This is a genomic window from Pseudomonas sp. NGC7 (assembly GCF_047159675.1).
GTDB classification, from domain to species: Bacteria; Pseudomonadota; Gammaproteobacteria; order Pseudomonadales; family Pseudomonadaceae; genus Aquipseudomonas; species Aquipseudomonas kermanshahensis.
On the sequence record NZ_BAAFZY010000001.1, the window covers coordinates 2,038,209 to 2,049,789 of the forward strand.

The window sequence follows — 11,581 nt, forward strand, 5'->3', positions numbered from 1 at the left end:
CAGTGACAACAACGTAGATGCTCGCTGCTGCCACTGGCCTCTTCGCAGCGCAAGGCTGCTCCTACACGGATTGCGCAGTGGTTGAAGGGGCCGCCAGGCAGCTGGGGTTGGCATGGGCTGCAGTCAGCACCAGCACCCCGGCCACTGCCAACCCGCTCGCAGCCAGCAGCAATGCCAACTCCAGGCTCCCCGTGTAGTGGTTGCTGACTGCCGCCAACAACGGCCCACTGAGTTGCCCGAGCGCAAAGCACGCAGTGAGCAGCCCGGCATTACGCTGCGTCGCGTGTGGCGCCAGCTCTCGCGAGCGCTGCATCACCAGCTGCATGCAGGCCAGGAACGGCGCGCCGCACAGCACCACACCCAACCCCAAGCCAAGGCCACCGCCCATCAGGCATGCGAGCACACCGAGTCCTTGCAGCCACAGGGTGGCGGTCAGCCAAGCAGAGGTCCGGCCGGCCCGGCGCACGCTCACCAGCAGCACGCCCAGCGCGGCTGCCAGGCCAAAGGCCGGCCAGAACAGGTCGGCCATCCACTGGCCGTGAAACTGCTGGTTGGCCATCTGTGACAAGAAGGTGGCCGGCAGGATGTAACCGACGCCGTACAAGGCATAGACCAGCCCAAGGCGCGCAATCCCGGCATTGCCTACCCTACCGGGCTGCGCAGTGGCCGGGTGCACGGTTTGCGCTTGCGCCTGGGGCAACCAGGGCCGTACGGCCAACAGCATCATCAGCGCCGCCACCGCGTAGATCAGCCACAGCGCTGCCGAACCCAGCCCCAGCCCATGCGCCACCAGTGCCAGCAGCCCGGTAACGGCGATCCCCAGGCCCGGCCCGGCAAACACCAAAGCGCCCAAGCGGGGTTGATGGTGTGCGTTGGCAACCTGCTGGCTGAGGCTGGTGATCATCACCAATACCCAGGCGCTGGCCACGCCGGTGCCGAAGCGCAACAGCAGGTGGCTCCAGAAGCCATCGGCGGCCCACGAGGCCAAGGTCAACAGCACGCACAGCCACAGGCCACCCTGCAGGCGCAGGCGTACCTGGGCAGGCTTGCGGGCGAACATGCCATCCACCGCACCGATGAAGTAACCCAGGTAATTGGCCGCCGCGACCAGCCCGGCGGCCGTGAGGTCGAACTGGCCTTCGGCGATCAGTTGCGGCAGTTGTGGGGTCAGGGCGAAGCGGCCGATGCCCATGGCCATCATCAGGGCCACGGCGCTGGCCAGCAGTTGTATACGGGGCGACATGGAAGGGCTCCTGCACGTTGGTAAGCGATGGATGGCAGGTTAGGGGGCTTTCGCGTTCAATAAAATTGAATAATGATGATGAAGTTGTTCTGTTTTGGAGAAAGGTATGGAGTTCAGCCAACTGCGCATCTTCCAGGCGGTGGCCGAGGAAGGTTCGGTCACACGCGCCGCCGAGCGCCTGCATCGGGTGCCGTCGAACTTGTCGACGCGCCTGCGCCAGCTCGAAGAGCAATTGGGTGTGGAGCTGTTTCTGCGCGAGCGCCAGCGCCTGCAATTGTCGCCCGCGGGCAAGGTGCTGCTGGACTACGCTAATCGCTTGTCGGCGCTACGTGACGAGGCGATGGCGGCCGTGCAAGGTGGCCAGCCGGCGGGGGAGTTTGTGCTGGGCACCATGTACAGCACCGCAGCCACCCACCTGCCAGCGTTGCTGGCGCGTTATCACCAGGCGTACCCGGCGGTGAACCTGCAGGTACGTGCAGCGCCCAGCGGTGAGCTGTTCGAGGGCTTGCTCAGCCATGGCCTGGACGCGGCCTTGGTAGATGGCCCGCCAAGCCTGGCCGGGCTGGACGGTGTGCCGCTGTGCGACGAACAGCTGGTGCTGATCACCAGCCCCGAACACCCGCCCGTGCACACGGCAAAAGACGTGGCAGGCAAAGCGGTGTTCACCTTCCGCCAGGGCTGTTCATACCGGATGCGCCTTGAGGCCTGGTACGCCCACGCCCATACGCCGATGGGCCGGGTGATGGAGATCGAGTCGTACCAGAGCATGCTGGCCTGCGTGATTGCCGGCGCAGGTGTGGCCATGATGGCGCAATCCATGCTCGACAGCCTGCCTGGGCGCGACCGGGTGCGGGTCCACCGGCTGCAGGCACCCTTCGATCAGGCGGTGACTTGGTTGATGTGGCGCCAGGGCATGCGCGGGGCAAATTTACAGGCCTGGATCGATCTGCAACAAAGCGAAACGATTAACCAATCGTCGGAATGCGCCGTTCAGGCTTGATCCGCGTCAAAATGGCCCTTATCTCTAAGACCAGATGCATGCGCAATACAGGACATCGGGCTATGATCTGTATGAAACATCACTGGATTGATTGACCGTGAGGCTGACCCGTCAAGGGGGCACTATGAAGAAACCACTGTTCAACTGGCTCCACGACTTGGCTGTCGCACTGGGGTTGATTCCACCCCCCCTGCAGCCGGTGCCGATCCCGACTGATGAAGAGCAGCGCAAGCGCCAACCGCGCCGTCGCTGAAATGACAAAGGCCGCCGCATCATTGCTGATGCTGCGGCCTTTTTGTTGCGGCGAATCGTCTGTATGGCCTAGTGCGTATCAGGCCAGCTTGACTGCTGCCATCGATTTACGCGACATCAGGCTGACTGCGACAAAGCTCACCAGGCCAACTGCCAGGCTGTAGTAGATCGGCGTGTTGGCTTCCAGCCCATCCTTGAACATGAACAGCAGCGCAGTAGCGAAGCCCAGCGACATGCTGGCGATGGCGCCTGCGGTGGTTGCGCGTTTCCAGAAGATCGCACCAATCAGCGGGATCAGCATGCCGCCGACCAGCAGGTTGTAGGCCAGGGTCAGGGCGTTGATTACATCGTTCACCACCAAGGCGATACCCAGTACCACCAGGCCGGTCAGCAGGGTGAACAGGCGGCTGATGGCCAGGCTCGACTGCTTGCCGCCGCGCAGTTTGGGCAGCAGGTCTTCAGTCAGGGTGGTGGACGCGGCCAGCAGGCCAGCGCTGGCGGTCGACATCATGGCCGCCAGGGCCGCCGCCATCAGCAGGCCACGAATGCCATCGGGCAGGGTGCTCTTGATCATCTCCGCAAAGGCATTGTTTGGGTTGGCCAGGTCGGGCATCAGTACGTGCGCGGCCATGCCGATCAGGGCGCAGGCCAGGCCGTACACCACGCAGTAGACGCCTGCGGTGGTACCGGCACGTTGGCAGACCTTCTCGTCACGGGCAGTGAATACGCGCTGCCAGATGTCTTGGCCGATGAGGATGCCGAAGAAGTAGATCAGGAAGTAGGTGATGATGGTGTCCCAACCGATGGTGGTCAGCTGGAAGCTGGCCGCAGGCAGTTTGGCCACCAAGGTGTCCCAGCCACCGGCCTTGTACAGGCATACCGGCAACAGGATGAACATCAGGCCGACGGTCTTGATGACGAACTGGACGATGTCGGTCAGGGTCAGCGACCACATGCCACCGATGGTCGAGTACAGCACCACCACGCCACCGCCGAGCATCAGCGACATCCAGAACGGCAGCTCGAGCAGCACTTGCAGCACGGTCGCCATGGCCAGGGTCGAGGTCACGCCGATCATCAGCGCGTACGCCAGCATGATCGCCGCGCTGGCCTGGCGTGCCATCGGGTTGTAGCGCCGCTCCAGAACCTGGGTCACGGTGTAGATGCGCAGGCGCAGCAGCGGTTTGGCGAGGAACAGGTTGAGGGCGATGATGCCCAGGCCCAGGGCTGCGCACAGCCAGAAGCCAGAAATGCCGTGGACATAGCCCAGGCGCACAGTGCCGACGGTGGAGGCGCCGCCGAGTACGGTAGTGGCCATGGTGCCCATGTACAGGGTCGGGCCGAGGTTGCGTCCGGCCACCAGGTAGTCTTCCTGGGTTTTTGCCCGACGCATGCCATACCAGCCAAGCCCGAGCATGCCGGCGGTATAGATCATTACAACGATGATGTCCAAGGCCATTGGGGGTCTCCCGATTATCTTTATTATGGCGAGATCGACCGCACGGGCTTAGCGCCACCCGGCGGTCTAGTCTTGTGTTGGCGGGCCTCAGTGGCCCTCCCTCATGGCTCCTGCCGGGGTATTGCAGTCAAGCGGTGCCGTGGTATCGCCAGGATCAGCGACGCACGACGCCCGGCAGCACGCAGAGCATCTCGAACAGCAGGTTGGCGCCGAGCAGCGAGGTGTTGCCGGTGGTGTCGTAAGGCGGGGAGACTTCGACGAGGTCACAGCCGATCAGGTCCAGGCCGTGGCAGCCGCGAATGATCTCCATCGCTTGGATCGTGGTCAAGCCTCCAATTTCAGGCGTGCCGGTGCCAGGGGCCCAAGCGGGGTCGATACCGTCGATGTCGAACGACAGGTAAACCGGGCCGCCGCCGACTTTTTCACGGACTTCGGCCATCAGCGGTTCCAGCGATTTGTGCCAGCATTCCTCGGCCTGCACCACGCGGAAGCCCTGGCGACGGCTCCAGTTGAAGTCGTCGGCGGTGTAGCCCTGGGCACGCAGGCCGATCTGCACCACGCGGTCACAGTCGAGCAGGCCCTCTTCCACGGCGCGGCGGAAGGTGGTGCCGTGGGCGATCTTCTCGCCGAACATGTGGTCGTTGACGTCGGCGTGGGCATCGATGTGCACCAGGCCGATCTTGCCGTGCTTTTTATGCAGGGCGCGCAGGATCGGCAGGGTGATGGTGTGGTCGCCACCCAGGGTCATCGGGATGACATTGTGCTCGACGATTTCGTCGTAGGCTTCTTCGATGATGCGCACGGCGTCGAGCAGGTTGAAGGTGTTGATGGCCACGTCACCGATGTCGGCGACCGACAGCGAGTCGAATGGCGCAGCCCCGGTAGCCATGTTGTACGGGCGGATCATCACCGACTCGGCGCGGATCTGACGCGGGCCGAAGCGGGTGCCGGAGCGCAGCGAAGTGCCGATGTCCAGGGGCACGCCGATGAATGCGGCATCCAGGCCGGCGGCGCTTTGCAGGTGGGGGAGACGGAGCATGGTGGCGATGCCGCCGAAACGCGGCATTTCGTTGCCGCCCAGTGGTTGGTGGAGAGTCTTGTCCACGGTGGGCCTCATCAGTCGGTCGATTGTTGTGTTTGTTCGAACCTGTGCCGCGGCGCGCCTGTGTAGTCTGGTTGTGCCGGCGGGCAGGACATTTCGGCCGAGTTTGCGCAAGGTAGTGCGTAGGAAGAATCGCTACCGGCAAATACTTACTTCAGGAATTTCTGAACTAATGCCCGCGCAACCGGTTAGACTTCACGCATTTACTGTTGCGGAACCGTTGCACCATGACCTCGACCCTGCCCGATCTGAAACTCCTGCGCATCTTCGTCAGCGTGGTGCGTCACCAGGGCTTCGCCAACGCCCAGCGTGATTTGAACCTGTCGACGTCAGCCATCAGCACGTACATGAGCCAGCTGGAGGGCGGGTTGGGGATTGTGCTGTGTCACCGTGGTCGCGGCGGTTTCAGCCTCACCAGCAAGGGCGAGCTGTTCCATCAGGAGAGCCTGCGCTTGCTGGCCGAGCTGGATGGCTTTGAGCAATATGCCGCGGCCCTCAAGGGTGAATTGCGCGGCACGCTCAACCTGGGCGTGATCGACTCCACCGTGGGTGACCGCGCGCTGCCTCTGGCCGAAGCCATCGGCGCCTACAGCCAGGAGCACCCGGCGGTGCACTTGCACCTGTCGGTGTCCAGCCCGTACGAACTGCAATTGGGTGTACAGGACAACCGCCTCGACCTGGCCATCGGGGCGTTTTCTTCGCGCATGAGCGGCCTGGTTTACCAGCCGCTGTACCGTGAGCAGCACTGGCTGTACTGCAGCAGCCGCCATCCGTTGTTCAACGAGCGGCGCATCCCTGAGCAGGTGGTGACCCAGCAGCGCATGGTCGGGCGCGGCTACTGGAGCCAGGCAGAGCTGGCCCGGCATGGCTTCAAGCACAGTGCGGCGACGGTGGAAAGCATGGAGGCGCAGCTGATCCTGATTCTCTCCGGTGCCTACATTGGCTACCTGCCAGAGCATTACGCCCAGGCTTGGGTGGAGAAGGGCGATCTACGGGTGTTGTCGCCGTCTACCTTCGGCTATCAGGCACCCTTTTCGTTGATCATTCGTCGTGGCCGCAGCCGCGAGCCGTTGATTCAGACGTTCCGTGACCTGCTTAAAAGCCAGCTCAACGTGGGCTGATACACAGCCTGTTCATGCATTCCGTCGGGACGGGCTCAATTCCTACAGAACTTGACCGCTAACCTGATAGCGCTCTGCTAAACATCAACTTGCGCTGATGATTCCTCCCTATTTCATCCTGCAAGGATCGCCCAAGATGCGCATGAATTTGCCCGTCACTGAGCACGAAAGAACCTTCTCCAGCGATCAACGCCTGATCTCCACGACGGACCTCAACAGTCGCATCACCTACTGCAATGACGCCTTCGTGGCGATCAGCGGTTTTACCTACGACGAACTGGTCGGCCAGACCCACAACCTGGTGCGTCACCCCGACATGCCCCCGGCGGTGTTCGGGCACATGTGGGACACCATCAAGCAAGGCAAACCCTGGATGGGCGTGGTCAAGAACCGCGCCAAAAACGGTGATTACTATTGGGTCAGCGCTTACGTCACCCCGGTGTATGAGCAGGGCAGGGTCAGTGGCTATGAGTCGGTGCGTTCAGTGCCGACGCGTGAGCAGATTCGCCGTGCCGAAGCGCTTTACGCGCGCTTGCGTGCCGGCCGTTCGCCGGTGTCGTGGGCGGCGCGGCTAGGGCATGCATTGGGGCACGGCTGGCCACTGATTGGCGCGGGCCTGCTGTCGGCGGCGAGCTACCTGTGGCTGCCGCCCTACGCGGCCCTGGGGGTGCTGATGAGCAGCCTATTGGTGGCCTGGTACCTGGTCGAGCATCACCACAGCCAGGCCATTCGGCGCACACTTGGCGAGCACCCGAAAGCCTTCACCAGCCCGTTGGTGGCGTTGACCTACAGCGACAACCTGGGCCTGCAGGGCCAATTGGACATGGCCATCATCAGCGAAGAGGCCCGTTTGCAAACCGCCTTGACCCGCCTGGTGGATGCCGGCGTTGGGGTGAAGTCGCGGGCGGCGCAGTCGGCTGACCTGTCCGACGCCCAGGCGCAGATGCTTGACCGCCAGCGCAACGAAACCGACCAGTCCGCCACGGCCATCGCGCAGATGGCGGCGACTATCCAGGAGGTTACCCACAACGTGCAAAGCACTGCCCATGCGGCAGGCGATGCCGACCAGTTGGCGCAGCAAGGCAGTGAGTTGGCCCAGCAGAGTCTCAAGGCCATGGGCAGCATGAGCGATGCGGTCAACGACATCGGGCAGGCGGTCAACGCGTTGGCTGAGCAGACCCAGTCGATCGGTAGCGTGGTCGATACGATCACCTCGATTGCCGAGCAAACCAACCTGCTTGCGCTCAATGCCGCGATCGAAGCAGCGCGCGCCGGGGAGCAGGGGCGCGGCTTTGCCGTGGTGGCCGATGAGGTCCGCTCTTTGGCCCAGCGCACCCGTGCCTCGACCGAGGAGATCCACCAGATCATCGCCTCGTTGCGGGCAGGGGCAGAGCGGGCGGTGAGCACGGCCAGCCGCGGCGAGCAGATTTCGCGCGACAGCGTACACAGTGTCGAAGCGGTGCAAGCGGCGTTGACCGGTATCGCCCAGGCGGTCAGCCGGATCACCGGTATGAGCCAGCAGATGGCGACCGCCTCTGAGCAGCAAAGCCATGTTGCCGAGGATATCAATCAGCAGATCGTGAGGATTGCACAGCTGTGTGATCAGAGCGCCGGGCAGGCCAGGCAAGGGGCGGAAATCAGCCAGGACCTGGAGCGTATGGCGGAGTATCTGCATAGCTTGGCGGAGCGTTTCAACCGCTGATGTTCGGCGTATCCCACAAGGAAGTGGGGCTTTTCTGCAGGGCTATGGCACACTGCGCCCGGTAAGGAGAAGCCGATGCCCAGACCCCGCTGCGAGCGCTGCCAGCGCCCGCTCGACCACTGCCTTTGCCCATTGATACCCTCGCTCGACAGCCGCACCCGCGTGGTTCTGCTGCAGCACCCCAGTGAAAGCTCGCACGCCCTGAATACCGCCCGCCTGGCCGCCCTTGGCCTGGTCAATGCCCAATTGCGCGTTGGCGAGGTGTTCGACGACCTCATTGAATTGCTGCAGACGCCAGGCTACCGGCCGGCGCTGCTGTTCCCGGGTGAGCATGCCCAGGTGCTGACGGCTTATGGTGAGGGGGATGACAGGCCCTTGCTGTTGATCGTGCCCGACGGTACCTGGCGCAAGGCACGCAAGCTGCTGTACCTGAATCCGTTGCTGGAGGCCCTGCCGCGTGTGACGCTGGGGGCGGTCGCGCCTTCGCGCTACCGGTTGCGCAAGGCGCCGGAGCCGGGGGCATTGTCGACCCTTGAGGCGGTGGTGGAGGCGCTGAACGTGCTGGAGCAACCTGTCAGCTTCGATGCATTGCTCAAACCGTTCGAAGCCCTGATCGAGGGGCAGATCAAAGCCATGGGTGCCGAGACGTTCCAGCGCAATCACGGCACCCCATAAACGTGTAGGAGCAGCGCAAGGCTGCTCCTACACGTAAGGCGTATCAGCCAACAGTCAGGTTGCCCCGACTGTTGATCAACGCATCTCAGGCAGCTGTGCGTCGGTCTTCACCTCATTGCTGGCGATGGCTTCTGGCGGCAGCGAAATACGCTGCTTGCTCAACAGCTCACCCATGGTTGCCAACACGCGGTACATCGAGAATTCCTCGGTGTAACGTACTTCGGTGTAACGACGGTCGGCGTTGTACAGCTCGTTCTCACTGTCGAGCACGTCGAGCAGGGTACGTTGGCCAAGGCCGAACTGATCCTGGTAAGCCGCGCGCACGCGCTTGGTGGTTTCGGCGTATTCACGCGCAGTCGGGGTCTGCTTGCGTGCGTTGTTCATGGCGTTCCAGGCCAAGCTCAGGTTCTCGGTCAGTTCGCGCAGCGCGTTGTTGCGGATGTCCAGGGCCTGGTTGATCTTGTGGGCATCGGACTGCAGGCGTGCCTTGTCGCTGCCGCCGCGGAACACGTTGTAGTTCAGTTCGACACCGGCCTGCCAATCGTTGTTGCTGTGGCCCTTCTCACCGCCAAGGTTGTTGTTGGCACCCGTGGCCAGCACAGCGTCCAGGCGTGGGTAGAAGGTCGACTTGGCCACTTCGTACTGCCGCTCGGCCGCATTGACGTCGGCCTGGGCGGACTTGATGTAAGGGTTGTTCTGGCGCATGGCTTCCCGGGCATCGTCGAGGGTGCCAGGAATTTCAACCTTGATCGATTGCGGCCCTTCCAGTTCATCGGGGTGTTTGCCGATGACGCTGAAGAAGTTGGCCTCGGCATCGGCCAGATCGACTTCGGCGGTGTCCAGGTTGTTCTCCGCCAAGGCACGGCGGGCGCGGGACTGATCGAGGTCGGCGGTGCTGCCGACACCGCGCTCGGTGCGCAGGCCGATCTGGTCGTTCACCCGCAGGTGGGCTTGCAGGTTGTTCTTGGCCAGCGTCACCAGCTCACGGCGCTTGAGCACTTCGAGGTAAACCTCCACTGCGCGCAGGGCAACATCCTGGGCGACCGCCTGGGTGTAGTAGGCGCGGGAGGTGGCGACCGCTTCGGTGCGGCCTACTTCGTTCGAGGTGTTGAAGCCATCGAACAGCATCTGCCGCAGGCGCAGCTCAGACTGGGTGTAGCTGAGGGTGGCCTTGTCATGGTTGCGCGTACCGTCTGGGTTGGTGCCGCGGGTATTGAGGTTGTCCGAACGCTGGCGGCCATAGCCTGCGACCAGGTCAACGGAAGGGTAGTAGCCGCCACGCGCGAATTTCACGTCTTCATCGGCAGACAGCTTGCTGTTGCGGTTGGAGCTGATCTGCGGATGGTAGTCCACGGCGCTCTGAACAGCCTCGGTAATCGACATCGCCTGTACGTTGGCACACGCCATTGCCAACAGTAATGCACTGGTGATGGGGGTCAAAACGCGCATGGGTACCTCTCCCTGATCCTAAAATAAGTCCTGCTGGTCGCCAAAAAAATGACGATATAGTTATCATGCAAATCGTTTCAGGTTTTTAACAACAGAGCTAAGAACATTCAATCAAAGTGATAAGAAGATTTTCTCATAACAGATATTGATATTTGACTTATCAGGTCTAAGAGGGCGCGGGCGACGCTTAAGGACCACCGAAATCAAAGCGGCTGAAAGTCTCGTTATTCAAGGTTTACAGCCAGTTCCAGAACTTTTGCAGCTAAAAAAAAGGCTGGATAGGCGAAATAGATATTTGGCGACAAAAAAATGACGATCGAGGATTTAAGCCCGCTATGTGTTCACCAAGAGGGTGCTATTACTGGCGCACGCAGCATTGATCACTGCTTGCGCAGGGTCTTTTGCTTGAGGATATAGAGACTGACCAGCACCGCGCTGGTGAGCATGAACGCTCTAGCCCAGAACAGCGGTACCAAGTAGCACGACAGGCCAATGCTGGCCCACATCAGGCCGATGGCGTAAACCTTGCCTTTTAGTGGTATGCCTTCGCCACTGAGGTAATCACGGATCCACGGCCCGAGCTTCGGGTGATGGACCAGCCAGTAGTGAAAGCGAGGCGAGCTGCGCGCGAAACACGCCGCCGCCAATAGCAGAAAAGGGGTGGTGGGCAACACCGGCAGGAATATCCCCAGCACCCCCAGCGCAACGCTGAGCCAGCCGACGGCCAGCAGCAGGTAGCGCACAGCCGACTCAGTGGTGGCGAGGCTTGAGCAGCGCCGGCTTCTCGTCAGGGGCGTGCAGCAGCAGGAACAGCGCGCTGAGTGCTTCCGGGATTTGCACGATCATGTCGTCCTGCAGGTTGGCATTGCTGGCGATGTCGGCGAACTCTGGTTGCTCGTCGAACAGGCCCGAACCGACCATGATCGGCAGCAGCATCTCGCTGACTTCTTCTTCAGCGTTCTCGAACCAGGCCTCTTCACGCAGGAACACGCCCTCCATGAAGCCGATGCACCAGCCGCGCAGGTCGGAATCGTCCGGCTCGTCGGTCAGGTCCAGGTCGCACGGCAGGTCGAATTCTTCGTCGCTGGCCAGTTGACGCGCGATGTGCGCCTTCAGTGCCACCAGGGTCGCTTCGATCTCGGTGCGCTGGGCCTCGCTGGCGTAGTGGGGTTCTTCGGCGAACAGGGCGTCGATCCACTCGCGCTCCGGTACGTCCTCGGCATTGATCGACAGGGCCGTGAGGTAGCCGTGAGCGGCGACGTAGTCCAGCGCTTCTTCGTGCAGCTCGTCGGCGTCGAGGAAGGCTTGCAGGCGGGTGAGTTGCTCGGCGAAGGACATTACAGGGCTACCTTGGGGAATAAACGATACCGAATTCTAGCACCTTGCAGCGTTGGCGGGGCAAAGGGAACGTCTGTCACAGCGGCACCCTGCGTGGGTTAGCACTGGGGTATAATCCGCGATTTTTCATCCAGGGGCGGTCTTTGTCGGCCGTCTGGTAAAAACCGCTTACGCATTCGGCGTGTGCGGGGCGGGTTTTTCGTCCAGCCTGTCTCCAGGATGGTACGGCGATTTGTGGAG

11 protein-coding genes are annotated in these 11,581 nt (G+C 62.2%); 5 read left to right on the plus strand and 6 right to left on the minus strand.

Features of this window, described 5'->3' with window-relative positions; genetic code table 11:
• Positions 1-61: 61 nt before the first annotated feature.
• Positions 62-1,243: a YbfB/YjiJ family MFS transporter gene (locus ACMCNM_RS09320; RefSeq protein ID WP_412764249.1), complete on the minus strand. Its 1,182-nt coding sequence runs from the start codon at positions 1,241-1,243 to the stop codon at positions 62-64.
• Positions 1,244-1,349: 106 nt separating this feature from the next.
• Between ACMCNM_RS09320 and ptrR the strand changes: the two genes are divergently transcribed.
• Together ptrR and ACMCNM_RS09330 are read left to right on the plus strand one after the other, a co-directional pair.
• Positions 1,350-2,243 carry a putrescine utilization regulator PtrR gene (gene ptrR / locus ACMCNM_RS09325; protein WP_265968464.1) on the plus strand — a complete coding sequence of 298 codons (894 nt, stop codon included), beginning with the start codon at positions 1,350-1,352 and terminating at the stop codon, positions 2,241-2,243.
• A 124-nt stretch (positions 2,244-2,367) separates the two neighbouring features.
• Entirely contained in the window at positions 2,368-2,496 is a 129-nt protein-coding gene (locus ACMCNM_RS09330) for a PA1414 family protein (RefSeq protein ID WP_256214945.1), read from the plus strand.
• A gap of 78 nt (positions 2,497-2,574) precedes the next feature.
• On the opposite strand, the gene ACMCNM_RS09335 is transcribed toward ACMCNM_RS09330, so the two are convergent.
• Together ACMCNM_RS09335 and speB are read right to left on the minus strand one after the other, a co-directional pair.
• Positions 2,575-3,954, minus strand: coding sequence for a sodium:solute symporter (locus ACMCNM_RS09335; RefSeq protein WP_027593128.1), 1,380 nt, complete (start codon positions 3,952-3,954; stop codon positions 2,575-2,577).
• A 154-nt stretch (positions 3,955-4,108) separates the two neighbouring features.
• Positions 4,109-5,059, minus strand: a complete 951-nt coding sequence (gene speB, locus ACMCNM_RS09340; protein ID WP_027593127.1) for an agmatinase — start codon at positions 5,057-5,059, stop codon at positions 4,109-4,111.
• Between the two features lie 224 nt (positions 5,060-5,283).
• Here speB and ACMCNM_RS09345 point away from each other — a divergent pair, with 224 nt between their 5' ends.
• The 3 genes from ACMCNM_RS09345 to ACMCNM_RS09355 all read left to right on the plus strand — a co-directional run bounded on the left by ACMCNM_RS09345 (position 5,284) and on the right by ACMCNM_RS09355 (position 8,554).
• Entirely contained in the window at positions 5,284-6,177 is an 894-nt protein-coding gene (locus ACMCNM_RS09345; RefSeq protein WP_027593126.1) for a LysR family transcriptional regulator, read from the plus strand.
• 136 nt (positions 6,178-6,313) lie between these two features.
• Positions 6,314-7,879 carry a methyl-accepting chemotaxis protein gene (locus ACMCNM_RS09350; protein WP_412764250.1) on the plus strand — a complete coding sequence of 522 codons (1,566 nt, stop codon included), beginning with the start codon at positions 6,314-6,316 and terminating at the stop codon, positions 7,877-7,879.
• 75 nt (positions 7,880-7,954) lie between these two features.
• On the plus strand, positions 7,955-8,554 hold the full coding sequence (locus tag ACMCNM_RS09355) for a tRNA-uridine aminocarboxypropyltransferase (RefSeq protein WP_412764251.1): 600 nt from the start codon (positions 7,955-7,957) through the stop codon (positions 8,552-8,554).
• 75 nt (positions 8,555-8,629) lie between these two features.
• On the opposite strand, the gene ACMCNM_RS09360 is transcribed toward ACMCNM_RS09355, so the two are convergent.
• The 3 genes from ACMCNM_RS09360 to ACMCNM_RS09370 form a co-directional block, all read right to left on the minus strand.
• Positions 8,630-10,003, minus strand: coding sequence for a TolC family outer membrane protein (locus tag ACMCNM_RS09360; RefSeq protein WP_099454995.1), 1,374 nt, complete (start codon positions 10,001-10,003; stop codon positions 8,630-8,632).
• A gap of 380 nt (positions 10,004-10,383) precedes the next feature.
• On the minus strand, positions 10,384-10,746 hold the full coding sequence (locus ACMCNM_RS09365; protein WP_027593122.1) for a YbaN family protein: 363 nt from the start codon (positions 10,744-10,746) through the stop codon (positions 10,384-10,386).
• Between the two features lie 7 nt (positions 10,747-10,753).
• A complete protein-coding gene (locus ACMCNM_RS09370) occupies positions 10,754-11,341 on the minus strand; it encodes a YecA family protein (RefSeq protein ID WP_010955200.1) in 588 nt (195 codons plus the stop codon).
• Positions 11,342-11,581 lie beyond the last annotated feature (240 nt).

Coding starts and splice junctions, on each gene's coding strand:
- ACMCNM_RS09370 (WP_010955200.1), bottom strand. CDS start 11,341: ATGTCCTTCGCCGAGCAACTCACCCGCCTGCAAGCCTTCCTCGACGCC.
- ACMCNM_RS09330 (WP_256214945.1), top strand. CDS start 2,368: ATGAAGAAACCACTGTTCAACTGGCTCCACGACTTGGCTGTCGCACTG.
- ptrR (WP_265968464.1), top strand. CDS start 1,350: ATGGAGTTCAGCCAACTGCGCATCTTCCAGGCGGTGGCCGAGGAAGGT.
- ACMCNM_RS09320 (WP_412764249.1), bottom strand. CDS start 1,243: ATGTCGCCCCGTATACAACTGCTGGCCAGCGCCGTGGCCCTGATGATG.
- ACMCNM_RS09345 (WP_027593126.1), top strand. CDS start 5,284: ATGACCTCGACCCTGCCCGATCTGAAACTCCTGCGCATCTTCGTCAGC.
- ACMCNM_RS09350 (WP_412764250.1), top strand. CDS start 6,314: ATGCGCATGAATTTGCCCGTCACTGAGCACGAAAGAACCTTCTCCAGC.
- ACMCNM_RS09335 (WP_027593128.1), bottom strand. CDS start 3,954: ATGGCCTTGGACATCATCGTTGTAATGATCTATACCGCCGGCATGCTC.
- ACMCNM_RS09355 (WP_412764251.1), top strand. CDS start 7,955: ATGCCCAGACCCCGCTGCGAGCGCTGCCAGCGCCCGCTCGACCACTGC.
- ACMCNM_RS09360 (WP_099454995.1), bottom strand. CDS start 10,003: ATGCGCGTTTTGACCCCCATCACCAGTGCATTACTGTTGGCAATGGCG.